At 73.4% G+C, this 17,580-nt stretch carries 21 protein-coding genes; 13 read left to right on the forward strand and 8 right to left on the reverse strand.

The annotated features are described in order from the left end of the window. Positions 1 to 37: 37 nt before the first annotated feature. Genes HOP40_RS17270 through HOP40_RS17280 form a run of 3 tightly spaced genes read left to right on the forward strand, consistent with a single transcriptional unit; the run spans position 38 to position 3,543 of the window. The gene (locus HOP40_RS17270; RefSeq protein ID WP_172159846.1) at positions 38 to 823 is read left to right on the forward strand and encodes a hypothetical protein; all 786 of its coding nucleotides are present in this window, start codon (positions 38 to 40) and stop codon (positions 821 to 823) included. Between the two features lie 6 nt (positions 824 to 829). Next, positions 830 to 2,779 (forward strand): fumarate reductase/succinate dehydrogenase flavoprotein subunit, encoded by a 1,950-nt coding sequence (locus tag HOP40_RS17275; RefSeq protein WP_172159848.1) that lies wholly within the window; start codon positions 830 to 832, stop codon positions 2,777 to 2,779. After that, entirely contained in the window at positions 2,776 to 3,543 is a 768-nt protein-coding gene (locus tag HOP40_RS17280; protein WP_172159850.1) for a succinate dehydrogenase/fumarate reductase iron-sulfur subunit, read from the forward strand. Before HOP40_RS17275 ends, HOP40_RS17280 begins: the two co-directional genes overlap by 4 nt. 102 nt (positions 3,544 to 3,645) lie before the next feature. Here HOP40_RS17280 and HOP40_RS17285 read toward each other — a convergent pair whose 3' ends face one another. Further along, positions 3,646 to 3,924 (reverse strand): PspA domain-containing protein, encoded by a 279-nt coding sequence (locus HOP40_RS17285; RefSeq protein WP_172159852.1) that lies wholly within the window; start codon positions 3,922 to 3,924, stop codon positions 3,646 to 3,648. 163 nt (positions 3,925 to 4,087) lie between these two features. Here HOP40_RS17285 and HOP40_RS17290 point away from each other — a divergent pair, with 163 nt between their 5' ends. Genes HOP40_RS17290 through HOP40_RS17320 form a run of 7 tightly spaced genes read left to right on the forward strand, consistent with a single transcriptional unit; the run spans position 4,088 to position 9,048 of the window. Beyond that, complete coding sequence (locus HOP40_RS17290; RefSeq protein WP_172159854.1) at positions 4,088 to 4,831, forward strand: hypothetical protein; 744 nt, start codon at positions 4,088 to 4,090, stop codon at positions 4,829 to 4,831. Positions 4,832 to 4,844: 13 nt separating this feature from the next. Then, the gene (locus tag HOP40_RS17295) at positions 4,845 to 5,339 is read left to right on the forward strand and encodes a hypothetical protein (protein ID WP_172159856.1); all 495 of its coding nucleotides are present in this window, start codon (positions 4,845 to 4,847) and stop codon (positions 5,337 to 5,339) included. Continuing rightward, complete coding sequence (locus HOP40_RS17300) at positions 5,336 to 6,064, forward strand: hypothetical protein (protein ID WP_172159858.1); 729 nt, start codon at positions 5,336 to 5,338, stop codon at positions 6,062 to 6,064. The genes HOP40_RS17295 and HOP40_RS17300 overlap by 4 nt, the downstream gene beginning before the upstream one ends. After that, a complete protein-coding gene (locus tag HOP40_RS17305) occupies positions 6,061 to 6,204 on the forward strand; it encodes a hypothetical protein (RefSeq protein WP_172159860.1) in 144 nt (47 codons plus the stop codon). Before HOP40_RS17300 ends, HOP40_RS17305 begins: the two co-directional genes overlap by 4 nt. 54 nt (positions 6,205 to 6,258) lie before the next feature. Beyond that, positions 6,259 to 6,771 (forward strand): hypothetical protein, encoded by a 513-nt coding sequence (locus tag HOP40_RS17310; protein ID WP_172159862.1) that lies wholly within the window; start codon positions 6,259 to 6,261, stop codon positions 6,769 to 6,771. Further along, positions 6,768 to 7,082 (forward strand): hypothetical protein, encoded by a 315-nt coding sequence (locus tag HOP40_RS17315; protein ID WP_172159864.1) that lies wholly within the window; start codon positions 6,768 to 6,770, stop codon positions 7,080 to 7,082. The genes HOP40_RS17310 and HOP40_RS17315 overlap by 4 nt, the downstream gene beginning before the upstream one ends. 10 nt (positions 7,083 to 7,092) lie before the next feature. After that, complete coding sequence (locus HOP40_RS17320) at positions 7,093 to 9,048, forward strand: S9 family peptidase (protein ID WP_172159866.1); 1,956 nt, start codon at positions 7,093 to 7,095, stop codon at positions 9,046 to 9,048. Between the two features lie 10 nt (positions 9,049 to 9,058). On the opposite strand, the gene HOP40_RS17325 is transcribed toward HOP40_RS17320, so the two are convergent. The 4 genes from HOP40_RS17325 to HOP40_RS17340 all read right to left on the reverse strand — a co-directional run bounded on the left by HOP40_RS17325 (position 9,059) and on the right by HOP40_RS17340 (position 12,324). Further along, positions 9,059 to 9,925 (reverse strand): amino acid ABC transporter permease, encoded by an 867-nt coding sequence (locus HOP40_RS17325; RefSeq protein WP_172159868.1) that lies wholly within the window; start codon positions 9,923 to 9,925, stop codon positions 9,059 to 9,061. After that, a complete protein-coding gene (locus HOP40_RS17330) occupies positions 9,922 to 10,572 on the reverse strand; it encodes an amino acid ABC transporter permease (RefSeq protein ID WP_172159870.1) in 651 nt (216 codons plus the stop codon). Before HOP40_RS17330 ends, HOP40_RS17325 begins: the two co-directional genes overlap by 4 nt. A gap of 93 nt (positions 10,573 to 10,665) precedes the next feature. Further along, the gene (locus HOP40_RS17335) at positions 10,666 to 11,556 is read right to left on the reverse strand and encodes a glutamate ABC transporter substrate-binding protein (protein ID WP_172159872.1); all 891 of its coding nucleotides are present in this window, start codon (positions 11,554 to 11,556) and stop codon (positions 10,666 to 10,668) included. Positions 11,557 to 11,595: 39 nt separating this feature from the next. Next, a complete protein-coding gene (locus HOP40_RS17340) occupies positions 11,596 to 12,324 on the reverse strand; it encodes an amino acid ABC transporter ATP-binding protein (RefSeq protein WP_172168502.1) in 729 nt (242 codons plus the stop codon). Between the two features lie 138 nt (positions 12,325 to 12,462). Between HOP40_RS17340 and HOP40_RS17345 the strand changes: the two genes are divergently transcribed. Continuing rightward, a complete protein-coding gene (locus HOP40_RS17345; protein ID WP_172159874.1) occupies positions 12,463 to 13,140 on the forward strand; it encodes a response regulator transcription factor in 678 nt (225 codons plus the stop codon). 3 nt (positions 13,141 to 13,143) lie between these two features. Next, positions 13,144 to 14,520, forward strand: a complete 1,377-nt coding sequence (locus HOP40_RS17350; RefSeq protein WP_172159876.1) for a sensor histidine kinase — start codon at positions 13,144 to 13,146, stop codon at positions 14,518 to 14,520. On the opposite strand, the gene HOP40_RS17355 is transcribed toward HOP40_RS17350, so the two are convergent. Both HOP40_RS17355 and HOP40_RS17360 read right to left on the reverse strand, forming a co-directional pair. After that, a complete protein-coding gene (locus HOP40_RS17355) occupies positions 14,506 to 14,850 on the reverse strand; it encodes an ABA4-like family protein (RefSeq protein WP_420821822.1) in 345 nt (114 codons plus the stop codon). The two genes, HOP40_RS17350 and HOP40_RS17355, sit on opposite strands and share 15 nt — an antisense overlap. Before the next feature lie 92 nt (positions 14,851 to 14,942). Continuing rightward, positions 14,943 to 15,806, reverse strand: a complete 864-nt coding sequence (locus tag HOP40_RS17360; RefSeq protein ID WP_172159878.1) for a hypothetical protein — start codon at positions 15,804 to 15,806, stop codon at positions 14,943 to 14,945. 102 nt (positions 15,807 to 15,908) lie between these two features. On the opposite strand from HOP40_RS17360, the gene HOP40_RS17365 reads away from it, so the two are divergent. Next, positions 15,909 to 16,625 carry a TetR/AcrR family transcriptional regulator gene (locus tag HOP40_RS17365; protein ID WP_172159880.1) on the forward strand — a complete coding sequence of 239 codons (717 nt, stop codon included), beginning with the start codon at positions 15,909 to 15,911 and terminating at the stop codon, positions 16,623 to 16,625. Here HOP40_RS17365 and HOP40_RS17370 read toward each other — a convergent pair. Next, complete coding sequence (locus HOP40_RS17370; protein WP_172159882.1) at positions 16,604 to 17,569, reverse strand: TAXI family TRAP transporter solute-binding subunit; 966 nt, start codon at positions 17,567 to 17,569, stop codon at positions 16,604 to 16,606. The two genes, HOP40_RS17365 and HOP40_RS17370, sit on opposite strands and share 22 nt — an antisense overlap. Positions 17,570 to 17,580: the final 11 nt, after the last annotated feature.

Genomic DNA, 17,580 nt, shown 5'->3' on the forward strand with positions numbered 1-17,580 from the left:
CCCAGATTCGACCGCGGAAGATTGAGGACCCACTGACGTGTCATCCACCACAGACGCGTCCACGGGCCGGGCTCAGATCTCGGCCAGGACGCTGCGCACCGACCGGTGGTGGCTGCCACCACTGCTCAACTTCGCCGGGCTCACCGCCTGGGTCGTCTACGCGACCGTGCGCGCCTTCCAGCAGGACAACTACTGGGTGGGCGAGTACGAGTACCTGACACCGTTCTACTCGCCCTGCGTCTCGGTGGGCTGCGTCCCGGAGTCGGCGCACTTCGGCCAGTTCCTGCCCGACGTCTGGTGGCTGCCCTACGCGTCGCTGACGCTGCCGTTCCTGCTGCTGTTCCGGCTCACCTGCTACTACTACCGCAAGGCCTACTACCGGGCCTTCTGGCTGTCGCCGCCCGCGTGCGCGGTGGCCGAGCCGCACAAGAAGTACACCGGCGAGACGCGCTTCCCGCTGCTCGGGCAGAACCTGCACCGGTACTTCTTCTACGCCGCCGCGATCATCTCGGTGATCAACACCTACGACATGGTCCTGTCGTTCACGACCGGCATCGGTCTGGGCAACATCATCCTGCTGGTCAACGTCGTCGCCCTGTGGGCGTACACGATCTCGTGCCACTCCTGCCGCAGCATCGTCGGCGGCCGCATCAACAACTTCTCCAAGCACCCGATGCGCTACAAGAGCTGGCAGTTCGTCTCGCGGCTCAACGCCAAGCACATGCAGCTCGCGTGGCTCACACTGGGGACCTTGGCCTTCACGGACTTCTACATCATGGCCGTCGCGGCCGGGTGGATCTCCGACCTTCGGATCGTGGGGTGATCTGACATGACCTCGAACGAGAACGACCGGACCGAGACCCAGATCGAGCGGCACGAGTACGACGTCGTCGTGATCGGCGCCGGCGGCGCCGGGCTGCGCGCGGCCATCGAGGCCCGCGCCCGGGGCAAGCGCACCGCGATCATCTCCAAGTCGCTGTTCGGCAAGGCCCACACCGTGATGGCCGAGGGCGGCTGTGCGGCCGCCATGGGCAACGTCAACAGCAACGACAACTGGATGGTCCACTACCGCGACACCATGCGCGGCGGGAAGTTCCTCAACAACTGGCGGATGGCCGAGCTCCACGCCAAGGAGGCGCCCGACCGCGTCTGGGAGCTCGAGACCTACGGTGCGCTGTTCGACCGCACCAAGGACGGCAAGATCAGCCAGCGCAACTTCGGCGGGCACACCTACCCGCGGCTCGCGCACGTCGGCGACCGCACGGGCCTGGAGATGATCCGCACCCTGCAGCAGAAGATCGTGTCGCTGCAGCAGGAGGACTACATCGCCACCGGCGACTACGAGTCCAACATCCGGGTCTTCCACGAGTGCACCATCACCGAGCTGTTCAAGGCCGACGGCCGCATCGCGGGCGCGTTCGCCTACTACCGGTCGACGGGGCAGTTCGTCCGCTTCGACGCCCCGGCCGTCGTGCTGGCCACCGGCGGTGTCGGCAAGAGCTACCAGGTCACGTCGAACTCCTGGGAGTACACCGGCGACGGCCACGCGCTCGCCCTGCGCGCGGGCGCCACGCTGATCAACATGGAGTTCCTGCAGTTCCACCCGACGGGCATGGTCTGGCCGCCGTCGGTGAAGGGGATCCTGGTCACGGAGTCGGTGCGCGGCGACGGCGGCATCCTCAAGAACTCCGAGGGCAAGCGGTTCATGTTCGACTACGTGCCGGACGTGTTCAAGGACCAGTACGCCACGACGCCCGAGGAGGGCGACCGCTGGTACACCGACGCCGACAACAACCGGCGCCCCCCGGAGCTGCTGCCCCGTGACGAGGTCGCGCGCGCGATCAACTCCGAGGTCAAGGCCGGCCGCGGGTCGCCCCACGGCGGCGTGTTCCTCGACATCGCCTCGCGCCTGTCGCCCGAGGAGATCCAGAAGCGGCTCCCGTCGATGTACCACCAGTTCAAGGAGCTGGCCGACGTCGACATCACCAAGGAGCCGATGGAGGTCGGGCCCACCTGCCACTACGTGATGGGTGGCGTCGAGGTCGACCCCGACACCGCGATGTCGGTCGTGCCGGGCCTGTTCTCGGCCGGTGAGTGCTCGGGCGGCATGCACGGCTCCAACCGGCTGGGCGGCAACTCGCTGTCCGACCTGCTGGTCTTCGGCCGCCGTGCCGGCGCCGGGGCGTCGGAGTACGTCGACGCGCTCGGCGGCACGCGTCCCGCCGTCCTCGTCGACGACGTCGTCGAGGCCGAGAAGCGCGCGCTGCTGCCGTTCTCCAGCGCCACGGAGGGCGGGGAGAACCCGTTCGTCGTGCACCAGGAGCTGCAGAAGACGATGAACGACCTCGTCGGCATCATCCGCAAGGAAGACGAGATGGAGCTGGCGCTCAAGGCGCTGCAGGACATCGCCGTCCGCACCCGCACCGTCAGCGTCGAGGGCGAGCGGATCTTCAACCCGGGCTGGCACCTCGCACTGGACCTGCGCAACATGCTGCTCGTGTCGCTCTGCGTCGCGAAGGCGGCGCTCGAGCGCCAGGAGAGCCGCGGCGGGCACACCCGCGACGACTACCCGGTCATGGACTCCGACTGGCGGCACGTGCTGCTGGTGCTGTCCGCGCTCGGCGAGGACAACGTCGACCTTGTCCGCAAGGAGCAGGTCCCGATGCGGCCCGAGCTGTTCGACCTGTTCGAGCTCGACGAGCTGAAGAAGTACTACACCGGCGAGGAGCTGGGCGGTCACCGCGCGGGTTCGGCGGCCGACAAGGGGGAGAAGGCATGACCCACGACCAGCACTTCCGCGTCTGGCGCGGCGACGACGAGAAGGGCGAGCTCGTCGACTACCCGGTGGAGGTGAACGAGGGCGAGGTCGTCCTCGACATCATCCACCGCCTGCAGGCGACCCAGGCCCAGGACATGGCCGTGCGCTGGAACTGCAAGGCCGGCAAGTGCGGCTCGTGCAGCGTCGAGATCAACGGGCGCCCGCGCCTGGCCTGCATGACCCGGATGAGCACGTTCGCCGAGGACGAGGTCATCACGGTCACGCCGCTGCGGACGTTCCCGGTGATCCGGGACCTCGTCACCGACGTGTCGTTCAACTACACGAAGGCGCGCGAGATCCCGTCGTTCGCGCCGCCGGAGGGTGTCGAGCCGGGCGAGTACCGGATGGCGCAGGTCGACGTCGAGCGGAGCCAGGAGTTCCGCAAGTGCATCGAGTGCTACCTGTGCCAGAACACCTGCCACGTGGTCCGCGACCACGAGGAGAACAAGGAGAACTTCGCCGGCCCGCGCTACCTCATGCGGATCGCGGAGCTCGACATGCACCCGCTCGACTCCGCCGACCGCCAGAAGGCGGCCCAGGAGGAGCACGGCCTCGGGTACTGCAACATCACCAAGTGCTGCACCGAGGTCTGCCCCGAGCACATCAAGATCACCGACAACGCGCTGATCCCGCTCAAGGAGCGCGTCGTCGACCGGAAGTACGACCCGCTGGTGTGGCTGGGCAGCAAGATCTTCAAGCGCGGGGACTCGCGCGCGCAGCAGTAACCACGGGCCCGAGTTGCAGGAAGGCCACCCTGTGGACGATAAACGTCCACAAGGTGGCCTTCCTGCAATTCCGGGGTGGGGGCCGCGGGAGAGCGGCCGCCGTCAGCCCATCGAGCGCCGGATCTCCTCGAGCCGCGCCTTCGCCGCCCGCTCACGCTCGGTGAACTGCTCCTCGACGCTGCGGCCCTCCGGGGTGGCGTCGGCCAGCTCGGACGCCCCCTGTGACACGGCGTGACGACCCTCGATCCGGTCACGGACGTAGTCGAAGCTCGGGACGCCGTGCTCGTCGTAGTCGGGACGGGGCGCCTCGACCGGTGGGACCTCCTCGGACGCGACGATCTCGGCGTCGATCGGCTCCTGCGAGGGCGTCGGTTCGGTCATCGGGGACCTTTCGCGCGGGCGGTGCGGGCCCCGGCCACGCTACCCCCGCGACCACCCGATCGGCTCAGCTCGCGACCCGCGTGGCGGCGTCACGCGACCGTCACCCGGTCGTTGGACGACGTGGGACCCGCACGGCGTCCCGGAACGGACGCGGAGGTCGACGATGGTGGCTGCCACCACCCGGGCGGTGTCGCTGGTCGCCCCCTCCGGCGCGCCGGTGGAGCTGGAGGTGCCGGACGCGTTCGGTGACTTCCGGTGGTACGGCAGCACCCGGTTCGCCGGGCCGTACATGTCGCGGCAGTTCTTCCTGGCGCCGCTCGGGCAGCACCGCGCGATCCCGACGCACGTGATGCCGGGCGCGACCGAGCGCGTGCAGCCGATGCGCGGCTACGACGCCGTCGTCTACGAGGCGCGCGACCGCTCCGACTCCGCGCTCGTCCTCGCCGGCCCGCACCACGAGGCCACCACCTGGTTCGGCGGGCCCGCGCCCGACCTCATGGGCGTCAGCACGATGCTCACCTCCTTCCGCTACGACGACGGCCCGCGCGGCGCGGCGCTGACGCCGGCGGCGCCGCTGCTGGTGTCGCAGCCCGACGTCGCGCTGATCGGGCACAGCGAGTCGGCCACGCTGATCGTCCGCCGCTCCGTCGACGTCCTGCCGAGCCTGCCGGAGTGGGCCGGGCTCGCCCTGCCCGGCGGCGAGCTGTGGCGCGCCGGGCGCGAGATGGACGCCCGCGCCGCCGCGCTGACCGCGGGCGGCCCGCACAGCTGGCGCTACGTCCTCGCCGGCGACAGCGTCGCGATGGACCTGGTGCTGCTCGGCCCGGAGTCCGGCCGCGCGCCCACCACGATGGCCGAGGACCAGATCGTCGACGCGCTCGGCGCACTGTCCGGACGCTGGACCTGACGGGAACGGACACATGACCCTCACGCTCGCCGTGGCGCTGATCGCGCTGCTCGTCGCCCTGTTCGCGCTCGTCGCGCTCGTCGCCGTGTACGCGCGGGTGCGCGCCCTGGAGACCGGCCGCGCGGCCGAGCTGTCGGGCTACGCCCCGCTCGTCGGACGCCCGGCGCCCGCCGCGGTGCGCCCCCGCGAGGGGGAGAGCGGCGCGCTGGTGGCCGTCCTCGACGCCGACTGCGCGCAGTGCCACGACGTCTACGCCCTCCTCGGCGAGGTCAGCCGCCCGGGCGTCCGGTTCGCCGCGGTGGCCGACCGCGCCGACTTCGCCGAGTCGCTGGCCGAGCTCGTCGTCGACCCCGAGGTCCGCGGCGCGCTGTTCGAGGGCTACTCGCCGACCGTGCTCGCCCTCGACGCCCGCGGCGTCGTCGTCCGCCGCCGCTTCGTCTACGCCGACACCGACGTCCGGGCCCTGCTGCTCGACCTGGTCGCGGAGCACGAGGTGGCCCGCGCATGACGCGCCTCGACGAGATCCCCACGGCGTCCCAGCCGCCCGCCGGCGCGGTGCCCAGCGCCGTCGTCGCGCGCATCCGGGCCGTGCGCCCGAGCCGGCGCACGGTGCTGCGCGGGCTCGTGATCGCCGCGGCCGCCGCCGCGCTCGTGCCGCTGGACTGGTTCCTGGTGCGGCGCGAGGCCGCGGCGCAGTCGACCGAGGGCGACGACAAGGCCGAGCACCTGGGCTGCAAGCCCGAGAGCTACCGCGAGGAGGCCGACAACTGGCCCTCCACCGGCACGGCGGTCTGCTACGGCGGCTGGCGCCGCGGCGGCTTCCCCTGCTCCAACGGATACCACCGCGAGGGCAGCTACACCGACGGCCCCGACTCCTACGAGTCCACGCGCGTCACCCAGAGCTGCCACGGCCGCAACGCCTGGCGGTGGAACGGCTACCGCTGCTCGGACGCGACGACGACGGTCGTCTACGCCGACGGCACCGACTACCGCGGCATCACCATCGCCGCCTGCCCCGTGCCGGCCGGCTCGCCCGCGAACACCCCGGAGCCCGACCCGCCGGCCGAGACCCCCGAGCGCACCGGCGGCGACGACGGGCAGAGCGACCCCGGCCGCGGTGACGACGACACGCAGAGCGATCCCGGCCGCGGCGACGACGAGGGCGGCGGCCTGCTGTCCGGCATCGGCGCGCGCTTCCCGGCCGGGCGCTGGGCCCCGGTCCCGGCGCGGTGACCCGCCACGCCCTGCACCCCGCCACCACCGCGGTGGCGCTGCTCGTGCTGGCCGGGCTCGGCGCGTGGCTGCCCGCACCGCTGCTGCTCGCCGCGGTGGCCGGCGCGGGCGCCGGGTTCGCCAACTCCGGCAGCACTTGAAGCCACAACTCGGCGTTCCTGCTGAGCGCGTCGGTCTGGCGCGGATCCCCGGTCGTGCGGTACTTCGGTGCCGGCCTGCTCCTCGGCGCGGTGCTCGTGGCGTTCGTCGCGGGCGTCGTGGGGGCGGTGCCCCAGGCGCTCGTGCCCGCGCCCGTCCGCTGGGCCCTGCTCGGCGCGGCGGCGCTCGCGGTGCTGGCGCGCGAGTGCGGCCTGGTGGCGTTCCGGGTGCCGGAGAACGCGCGGCTCGTGCCCGAGGACGTGCAGCACCTGCGCGAGTGGGGCGCGCTGCAGTTCGGGTTCGAGATGGGCACCGGGATGCGGACGTACTCGCCGTCGGCGCTGCCGCACCTGGTCCTGCTGGCCGTCGTGCTGGTGGTGCCGTTCCCGGCGGCGTTCGCCGTGGCGGCCGGGTTCGCGGCGGGCCGGCTGGCGATGCCCCTGCTCTCCAACGCCTGGAGCGACGACGGCGGCTGGACCGCGGTGTGGGAGCGCACACAGGCCCGGGTGCGGCCGCTGCTGGCCCTGACCGTGGTGGGCGCGCTGGCGGGGATCATGCTGGGCGCGTGAAGACGGTGTCGGTCGTCGCGGTCTACGACGTGTCCTGCCCCAGCTGCTCGGAGATCGCGCGCGAGCTGCCCGAGCTGCTCCGCGTGCCCGTCACGGTGCGCTCCTGCCGCGACCCGGAGCTGCCCGCCTCGGTGCCGGCCGCGGTGCGCCGCTGCGGCACCCCGGCACTGGGCACGGTGCGCCCCGACGGCTCCGTGCGCTGGTGGACGGGGCTGACGGGTGCGGTCGGGGTGCTGCCGGTCGTGCGGCCGGGGGCGGCGCGCGAGGCCGTGGCGCTCCTGTGGAGCGCTTTCCGCACCCCGAGACACTAGCGTTGGGGCCGTGACGACCGCGCCGTTCGGATCCTGGCCCACCCCGATCACCTCCGAGCTCGTCGTCGCGGCGGCCGTGTCGCTCTCCGAGGTCCGCGTCGACGGCGCCGAGGTCTACTGGTCCGAGGCCCGCCCCGCCGACGGGGGCCGCACGCAGCTCGTCCGCCGCGCCGCCGACGGCGCCACCGCCGACCTGCTGCCCGCCGGGGCGAACGCCCGGACCGCGGTGCACGAGTACGGCGGCGGCGCCTGGTGGGTCCGCGACGGCGTCGTGTGGTTCACCGAGTGGGCCGACCAGCGCCTCTACCGGCTCGCGCCCGGCGGCACCCCGCAGGCCCTGACGCCCGAGCCCGCGCAGCCCCGCGGCGACCGCTACGCCGACGGCGACGTGCACGCCGGCCCCGACGGCGACGTCATCGTCTGCGTCCGCGAGCGGCACGGCGACGGGGAGCCGCGCAACGAGGTCGTCCGGCTCGCCGCCGACCGCCCGTCGGAGCCCGAGGTGCTGGTCAGCGGCCCCGACTTCGTCGCCGCGCCCCGGATCAGCCCCGACGGCGCCACGCTCGCCTGGTTGCAGTGGAACCACCCGTCGATGCCCTGGGACGCCGTCGAGCTCGTCGTGCGCGAGCTCTCGACCGGCGAGGAGACCGTCGTCGCGGGCGGGCCGTGGGAGTCGGTGTCGGAGCCGTCGTGGCAGCCCGACGGATCGCTGTGGTTCATCTCCGACCGCACCGACTGGTGGAACCTCTACCGCTGGCTCCCCGGCTCCGACATCGAGCCGATCGTCCGCATCGACGCCGAGGTCGGCGTGCCCGGCTGGCGCCTGGCCGGGTCGCGCTACGCGGTGCTGGCCGACGGGTCGGTCGTGTTCGCCCGCCGCCGCGCCGGCTCCGACGCCCTGTCCGTGCGCGGCACCGGCGGCCTCATCGCCGACCTCGACCTGCCGTTCTGCGAGGTCGCGGTGCTGCGCGCGGCGGGGGAGTCGGCCGTCGTCGTCGCCGGGACGCCGACCGCGGAGCCCGGCGTCTACCGCGTCACCCCGCCCGGGCCCGACACCGACACCACCGCCGTCGTGCTGTGCGCGCCGCGCGACCTCGAGCTCGACCCCGCCGGGATCTCCGTCGCCGAGCACCTGACGGTCCCGTCCACCGACGCGGCGGGGGAGCCGCGCACCGCGCACGCCCTGCACTTCCCGCCGGCCAGCGCCACGCACACCGGCCCCGAGGGCGAGCTGCCGCCGCTGCTCGTCGTCATCCACGGTGGGCCGACGTCGTCGGCGTCGTCGTCGTTCTCGGTGGCGGTGCAGTACTGGACCAGCCGCGGGTTCGCCGTCGTCAGCGTCGACCACGGCGGCTCCACCGGCTACGGCCGCGCCTTCCGCGACGAGCTGCTCGGGCAGTGGGGCGTCATCGACGTCCTGGACTGCCTCGCCGTGGCCCGGCGCCTCGCGGGCACCGGCCGCGCCGACCCCGGCCGCCTGCTCATCCGCGGCGGCTCCGCGGGAGGCTTCACGGTGCTCTCGGCGCTGGCCCGGGCCGAGTCGCCCTTCGCGGCGGGCGCCGACCACTTCGGCGTGGCCGACCTCGAGGCGCTGGCCCGCGACACGCACAAGTTCGAGAGCCGCTACCTCGACCGGCTCGTGGGGCCCTACCCGGAGGAGCGCGCGACCTACGTCGAGCGCTCGCCGATCCACCAGCTCACGCAGTTCTCGGCGCCGCTGATCGTGCTGCAGGGCGCGGAGGACGCGATCGTGCCGCCGGAGCAGTCGGAGATGATCGTCGACGCGCTGCGGGCCAAGGGCGTGCCCGTCGCGTACCTGCTCTTCGAGGGCGAGCAGCACGGCTTCCGGCGCGCGGAGAACATCCGCCGCGCGCTGGACGCCGAGCTGAGCTTCTACAGCCAGGTGCTGGGCTTCGCGCTCCCCGAGGGCGAGGGCATCGAGCCCGTGGCCGTCGAGAACCTCTGAACCCGGCGCCTCACACGACCGCGCCCTCCTGGACGACCGGCGCGGGCGCCGCGCCGTCGGGTGTGGTCCTGCTGCGCGACAGGCGCTTCTCGACGTACGTCGCGAGCCGGCTCAGTGCGTAGTTGATGATGATGAAGATGACGGCGACGACGAAGAACATCTGCAGCGGGTTCTTGGTCGTCTGCACGATGATCTGCGCCGTCCGCAGCAGCTCCGGGTAGAGGATGATGAAGCCCAGAGCGGTGTCCTTGAGCACCACGACGAGCTGGCTGATCAGCGCCGGGAGCATCACCCGGAACGCCTGCGGGAGCTGGATCAGGCGCAGGCTCTGCCCCCGGGTCATCCCCACCGCCGCGGCGGCCTCGGCCTGACCGCGCGGCAGCGACGCGACGCCCGCCCGGACGATCTCGGCGATGATCACCGAGTTGTAGAGGGTGAGGCCGATCACCAGGTAGGCCAGCGTGGGCAGGTCGATGCCGAGCGCGGGGAGCGCCCGGGCCGCGAAGAAGATCGTGACCACGACCGGCAGGCCGCGCAGCAGCTCGACCACCCCGACGACCAGCCAGCGGTACCAGGGGGCGCTGACGATCCTGGTCACGGCCAGCAGGGTGCCGACCACGAGCGAGAACACGACCGCCAGCGCCGCGGCGGCGAGCGTGGCCTGCAGCCCCAGGCCGATGCGCTGCCAGACCAGCGGGAACTCCTCGGTCGTGGGGTCGAGCAGGGGCCCCCACTTCTCCGCCGTGAACTGCTCCTGCTCCGCCAGCCGCAGGATCACCACCACGAGGACGGCCAGGACGACGACCCCCGCGATGAGGCTGCCGATCAGGATCCGGCGCCGCGCCTGCGGCCCCGGGATGTCGTAGAGGACGCTCATCGCGCGATCGCCACCTTCCGCTCGGCCAGGCCCAGCAGCAGCCCCGCCGGGATGGTCAGGACGAGGTAGCCCAGCGCGACCCCGATGAGCACCGGGATCACGGCGAGACCGCCGGCCCCGGTGAGCTGCACCCCGACGGAGTACAGGTCGCCGCCGACGCCGACGGCGCCGACGATCGCCGAGTTCTTGATCATGGCGATGAAGACGTTGCCGAGCGGGGGCACCACGGTCCGGACGGCCTGGGGGAGGACCACGACGGTCAGCGTCTGACCGAACGTCATGCCCACCGACCGCGCCGCCTCGGCCTGGCCCGGCGCGACGGAGTTGATGCCGCTGCGGATCGCCTCGCAGACGAACGCGGACGTGTAGAGCGCCAGGCCGGTCACGCCGAACCAGAAGAACGACCCGTTGACGCCGATCTCCGGCAGGCCGAACGCGATGGTGAACAGCACGACGCTCAGGGGCGTGTTGCGCAGCACCGTGACCCAGGCGCTGCCCACCCACTGCAGGGGCGGGGCCGGGGAGACCCGGAACCCCGCCATGATCGTGCCGAGGACGAGGGCCCCGATCCCGGACAGCAGCGAGATCTGCAGGGTGGTCAGCACCCCCGTCCCGTACAGCCCGAGGTTGTCGGTGACGGCGTTCACGCCGGTCCTCCTGGTTCGATGGGGCCCGCACAGCACGTCGGGGACGCCGACCCGGTAGGGCGGTCGACGTCCCCGACGACGTTCAGGCGGTGATCAGCTGCAGGGGGCGGCCGCGGGCAGCTCGGGAGCGGGCTCCCCGGAGATCTCGCCGGCGGTGGAGTCCCACGCCGCCGCGTAGCTGCCGTCCGCGGCAGCGGCCTGCAGCGTGGTGTTGATGAACTCGCAGAACGCCACGTCGCCCTTGGTGATGCCGATGCCGTAGGGCTCCTGGGTGAAGGACTCGCCGGTCAGCTTGAACGCGCCGTCGCTGTCGGCGACGAAGCCGGTCAGGATGACGTTGTCGGTCGTGACCACGTCGACCTGGTTGGTGCGCAGCGCGTCGGCGCACTTGCTGTAGACGTCGAACCTCGTCAGCTGGGCCGGGTCGATGAACTCGGCGATGTTCTTCTCGGGGGTGGAGCCGGCCACGGTGCACACCCGGGCGCCGGAGGCGCGGAGCGACTCCTTGTCGGTGACCGCGGTGTAGTCACTGCGGATCATCAGGGTCTGGCCGGCCTCGTAGTACGGCCCCGCGAAGCTGATGCGCTCCTTGCGGGCGTCGTTGATGGTGTAGGTGGCGGCGACGATGTCGACGCGGTCGGTCTCGAGGACCTCCTCGCGCAGCGCCGACGGCGCCTCGGTGTAGGTGATGCCGTCGGGCGCGATGCCCAGGCCGGCCGCGATGATCTTGGCGATCTCGACGTCGAAGCCGGTGGGGGTGCCGTCCAGGCCCTGCAGGCCGAAGCCGGGCTGGTCGAACTTGGTGCCGACGCGCAGCGTGCCCGCCTCAGCCAGACGGGCCATCGTGGTGCCGGCCTCGAACGTCGGGGCGTCGGCGACCGGGGGACCGTCGCCGCTCTCGGGCGACGAGCCACCGCAGGCGGTGGCCGTGAGGACGACGGCCGCGACGACGGCCGCGACCTTCGTGAGGGTGGAGAGGCGCATCTGGAGCGGGTCCTTCCGTCGGGAACTACGTACGAGCGACTAGTGGGAGAGGATCTTGCCGAGGAAGTCCTTGGCGCGGTCGGAGGTGGGGCTGGAGAAGAAGGTCTCCGGTGCGGCGTCCTCGACGATCTCGCCGTCGGACATGAACACGACGCGGTGCGCGGCCCGGCGGGCGAAGCCCATCTCGTGGGTGACCACGAGCATGGTCATGCCCTCCTTGGCCAGCGTGGTCATGACGTCGAGGACCTCGTTGACCATCTCCGGGTCGAGCGCGGAGGTGGGCTCGTCGAACAGCATGACCTTGGGCTTCATCGCGAGCGCGCGGGCGATCGCGGCGCGCTGCTGCTGCCCGCCGGAGAGCTGGGCGGGGTACTTGTCCTTCTGGTTGGCGATGCCGACGCGCTCGAGCAGCGCGAGCCCGTCCTTCTCCGCCTCGGCCTTGTTCACCTTGCGCACCTTGAGCGGCGCGAGCGTGACGTTCTCGAGGATCGTCTTGTGGGCGAACAGGTTGAAGCTCTGGAACACCATGCCGACGTCGGCGCGCAGGCCGGCCAGGGCCTTGCCCTCGGCCGGCAGGTCGGTGCCGTCGACCTGGATGGTGCCGGAGTCGATCGGCTCCAGGCGGTTGATCGTCCGGCACAGCGTCGACTTGCCGGACCCCGACGGTCCGAGCACCACCACGACCTGGCCCGGCTCGACCTCGAGGTTGATGTCGCGCAGGACGTGGAGGTCGCCGAAGTGCTTGTCGACGGCCGCCATCCTGATCATGGGCGTGCCGGCTGTGGTCATGCGTGGCCTCCGAGCATGGCGGGACGCTAGGGCGGATCGGACAGCACAGTCCAGCATCTTGAGGGACCCATAGGGTTTCGCTCCCATAACGAGATCGTTCTCGGGGATGCTGGGCCGGTGCACATCCTGCTCGTGGAGGACGACGACCGCATCGCGGCCGCGCTGCGCCCCGCCCTGCACCGGCACGGGATGACGACCGCGCGGCTCGCCAGGGGGCGCGGGGCCGTCGAGCACCTGGCCGGCGTCGACGTGGTGCTGCTCGACCTCGGCCTGCCCGACGTCGACGGCGTCGACGTGTGCCGGGAGATCCGCGCCGTCAGCGGGGTGCCGGTGATCGTGGTGTCCGCGCGCGGCGAGGTCGACGACCGGATCCTGGGCCTGCACTCCGGCGCCGACGACTACATCGTCAAGCCCTACGACATCGGCGAGCTCGTGGCGCGGGTGCACGCGGTGTACCGGCGCCGGCGCGCGGAGGCCGCCGTCGACGGGGCGCCCGACGTCGTGGAGGTCGACGGCGTGAGCGTCGACCTCACCCGGCACGCGGTCACGGTGTCGGGCCGCCCGGTCACGCTCACGCGCAAGGAGTTCCAGGTGCTCGCGCTGCTGGCCAGCTCGGGCGGGGCGGTGTGCACCCGCAGCCGGATCGTCGCCGAGGTGTGGGGGCGCAGCTGGGCGGGGGCCAACCGGACGCTCGACGTCCACGTGGCCACGCTGCGCACGAAGCTCGGGCGGCCCGAGCTCGTGCAGACCGTCCGCGGGGTCGGGTACCGCCTCGGGCTCCCCGGGGCGGAGTGACGCGTGGGCACGCGCCTGCTGGTGATCATGGTCGTGGTGGTGGGGCTGCTCGCCGCCGGCCTGGGGGTGCCGCTCGCGCTGGCCAGCGCCGCGGCCGCCCAGCAGGACCTGTTCACCCGGCGCCTCATCGACACCATCTACTACGCCTCGTCGGCCGAGCGCCCGCTCACCGAGGCCGACACCTCCCAGCTCGCCGCCGCCCTGCGCCGTTACGACGAGGTCTACGGCGACGCCGTGCTGGTGCTCGACGCCGCCGGCGAGCCGGTCGTGGCCTCCCGGACGCCCGCGCCGGTGCTCGACGAGGACGGGCGCGAGCGCGTGGTGCTGGCGCTGGCCCGCCAGCCGTCCAAGCCCTACCCGCTGCTCCTGCCCTGGGACGACCGGCCGATGGTGCTCGCCGAGCCGGTGCTGGCCGACACCGAGGTGCGCGGGGTCGTCGTCACGATCTCCTCGACGGCCCCGCTCCGCGCCGACGAGCTGCGCACCTGGACGCTGGTGGCCGCGGCGGCGCTGGTCGCGCTGGCCGTCGGCGTGCTCGTCGCGCTGCCGGTGGTGCGCTGGATCCTGCGCCCGGTGCGCCGCCTCGACGAGGGCACCGGGCGCGTCGCCGTCGCGGTGCTGGCGGGGGAGCGGCCCGACCCGGTCGCGGACGGCTCCGGGCCGCCCGAGCTGCGGCGGCTGTCGGCGTCGTTCGACCGCATGGCCGAGCAGGTCACGCAGGCCTACTCGGCGCAGCGCGCGTTCGTCGCCGACGCCAGCCACCAGCTGCGCAACCCGCTCACGGCGCTGCGGCTGCGCCTGTCCAACCTGCACGGCCACGTCGCCGAGGACGCCGCCGACGACCACGTCGCCGCGCTGGAGGAGGCCGAGCGCCTCTCCACGCTGCTCGACGGGCTGCTGGCGCTCGCCCGCGCCGAGCGCACCCGGCCGGTCGTACCGCTCGGGATCGACGCCGGCGTCGACGACCGGCTGGAGGCCTGGCGCCCGCTCGCCGAGCACAGCGGCCTGCACCTGGTCCGCGAGGGCACCCGCGGGCTGCGGGCGATCGGGCCGGAGGGCGCGGTCGAGACGGTGCTGGACGCGGTGCTCGACAACGCCGTGAAGTTCACCCCGCCCGGCGGGACGGTGCGGGTGCGGACCGGTGTCGTCGACGGGCAGGTGGAGATCGCCGTCCGCGACACCGGCCCGGGGCTGGCCCCCGACGAGCTCGAGCGCGCCACCGACCGCTTCTGGCGCAGCCCCGGCCAGATCAACACCGAGGGCTCGGGGCTCGGGCTGGCCATCGCCGCGCGCACGGTCGAGCTCGGGGGCGGCGAGCTGGGCCTGGACCTGCCCGCCGGGGGCGGGCTGCGGGTGACGGCGCGGCTACCCCGCGCGTGACGGCTCGCGCACCGGCGCCACCGCGCGCACCACGAGGTGCGCGAGCAGCCCCAGCGGGGCGAGCAGGATCGTCAGCAGCAGCACCGGCGCCATGACGAGCGGGTGGATCCCGCGCTCGCGGGCGTCGAGGTGGCACCAACGGCCGACGAACAGGTCGAACGCGATGAAGTGGGCCCACCCGGCCGCCGCGCCGACCGGCGTGCCGAGGAGCGCGGCCACGCCCGCGATCCGCGGGTCCGCGACGGCCGGCAGCACCGTGCCGAGGTCGGGCAGCACGGCGAGGGCGTAGACCAGTGCGGGCGGCACGACGATCAGCGGGGAGGAGACGATCCGCTGCGTCCACTACCAGCCCGGGGCCACGATCATCAGAGCCCAGAACGGGAGGGCGAGCGGGAAGGCCAGGGAGAAGAGCAGTTCCGGGCTCATCGCGGCACCCGCTCGCGGCCGGTCGCGAGCGCGCCCGCCGCGCCCAGCACGACCACCGCGAGCGTGCCGAGGGTCAGCGCGTCCGGGGCGAGCAGCGGCTGCCCGCGCAGCGCCTGCCAGGTCAGCAGCAGGACGACCGCGCCGTAGGTGAGCGCCGCGACCGTGACGGCCCGCGTGCGCGCCTCCTCGGTGAACCGCCCCGTCGCCGCCAGCGCCGCGGCGAGCAGCGGGAGCGCCTGCAGGGCGTGCATGCCGACGAAGTGCGCGACGCGCAGGTCGCCGCCGGTGGTGCTCCAGCCGACGAACGGCAGCCCCGGACCGCCGTCCGCGACGCCCACGGCGTGCGACCCGATCGCCGACATCACGAACCCGACCCCCAGTCCGACGAGCCCGACGAGCAGCCCGAGCCGGATCGCGGTGCCGGCTGCGCGGTCGCGGCCCGGCTCGCGCAGGAAGCGCAGCGCGATCGCGGCGGTGGCGAGGTAGAGCACCACGATCGTCGCGCCCATGAGCCCGAAGAGGAGCTGGTCGCCGACGGTGTCGTCGTTGAAGTGGCTGCGGACCCCGCGCGCCGCCTGCCCGACGATGACCGCCATCTCGACCGCCGACGCCGCGACGATCACCCAGCCGGTGCGCCGCAGCGCCGGCACCCGCAGCTGCCCGAGCATCCAGGCCAGCGCGCCGCCGTAGGCGACGAAGGAGACCGCGAACTTCAGCGGCTTGAACCACAGCGGGGCGCCCATCAGCGTCCGCTGGTCGACGACGGCCGCCACGGCGAGGACGACGGCGAGGGCGGCCATCGCGACCGCCCACCAGTACAGCCCGGGATGCCCGCGGCGGGCGGTGGAGAGGACGTTCATGAGGACCCCCGTCTGACAGTGTTAGTCTCGTCGAACGGCGTCAGTGTGCGACTGTCTGCCTAACAGTGTCAAGGAAGGCGAGCGGTGTCAGCTGAGAACACGGTGAGAGAGCGCCGGCGGGCCGAGACGCTGCGCGAGATCACGGCCGCGGCCCGGGCCCAGCTGGCCGCCGTCGGACCGGCGGCGCTCTCGCTGCGGGCGGTCGCCCGCGAGGTCGGCATGACCGTGCAGTCGCTCTACCACTACTTCGACAGTCGCGACGCCCTGCTCGACACCCTCATCGCCGACGCGCACCACGCGCTCGCCGACGCCGTGGCGGCCGCCGCCGAGGGGTCCCTGGGCCGTCCGCCGGCGGAACGCCGCCGGGTCACGACGGAGGCGTACCGGGCGTGGGCGCTGGGCCACGGCTCGGAGTTCCTCCTGCTCTACGGCACGCCGGTGCCCGACTTCGCCCCGCTGCCCGAGGGGCGCACCGGCGAGGCCGCCATCCGGCTCGCGGCGCCGTTCCTCGAGGTCGTGTTCGCCGGCTGGACCCCCGAGGAGCTGGCCGCGCTGCCCCTGGCGCCCGGGGCCGAGGACATCGCCGGGGTCGACGCGCCGCAGGTCCCGCTCCCTCCCGGGGCCCTCGCCTTCTTCCTGGAGCTGCGCGCCCGCATGCACGGGCTCGTCGTGCTGGAGCTGCTCGGCCACCTGAAGCCCCTGCAGGAGCACGCGGCCGCGCTGTTCGCCGGGGCCATGCACCACATGAGCACCGAGATCGACGCCCGGCACACCGCGGCGGCCGCCACCGTCGCGGGTCAGTCCCGCTGCGACCGGTAGAACCGCTCCGCGCCGGGGTGCAGCAGCACCGGCTCGGTGCCGATCGCGGCGCGGGGGTCGATCGTCAGCGCCGCCGGGCCGGCCTGCGCGAGCTGCTCCTGCTCGGTGAACAGGACCCGGACCAGCGCCTCGGCGAAGTCGTCGGGCATCGACGCGGCCACCAGCAGCAGGTTGCGCACCAGCATCGTCGTGACCGGCGCCGCGATGCCGGCGTAGCTCAGCGCGGGGACGGTGCCGGGGGCGTAGACGGGGTAGCGGGCGCGGACGACGTCGAGCACGCCGTCCTCGGTGAGGTCGAGCAGCCGGATCGGGACCGCGGCGGCCAGCTGCTCGACGGCGGGCGTGGGCAGGCCGCCGGACCAGAAGAAGGCGTCGATGGAGCCCGCGGCCATCGCCTCGACCGAGTCGTCGAGGCCGAGCTGGGTCGCGCGGACGTCGGCGGCGCCCAGGGCGGCGGCGTCGAGGATGCGGCGGGCCACGACCGAGACCCCCGAGTCGGCCGCCCCCACCGACACCCGGGCACCGCGCAGGCCGGAGACCGTCGTGAACGCCGACGCGGCGGGGACGACGACGTGCAGCACGTCGTCGTAGATGCGGGCGAGGGCGCGCGGGGCGTCCGCGCCGTCGGCGGCGGTGCCGACCAGCTGCTCGGCCGCGGCGTCGACCTGGCTGAACACGACGTCGGCGTCGCCCGCCGCGAGCATCGACACGTTCTGCAGCGATCCGGCGGTGCTGAGCACGACCGGGGGCCGCTCCAGGTCGAGCTGGGACTTCCACGCCTGCGCCAGCGCCGTGCCCAGGCGGTAGTAGACGCCGCGCGCGGAACCCGTGGCCAGCCGCAGCCGGGCCTGCGCGAACGGGGCGGCGCAGCCGGGCAGGACCCCCACCGCACCCGCCGCGGCGAGCGCGGCCAGCACGGTGCGCCGCGAGAGCGCCCCCGTCATGGGCGCATCCT

The organism is Pseudonocardia broussonetiae (assembly GCF_013155125.1).
GTDB classification, from domain to species: Bacteria; Actinomycetota; Actinomycetes; order Mycobacteriales; family Pseudonocardiaceae; genus Pseudonocardia; species Pseudonocardia broussonetiae.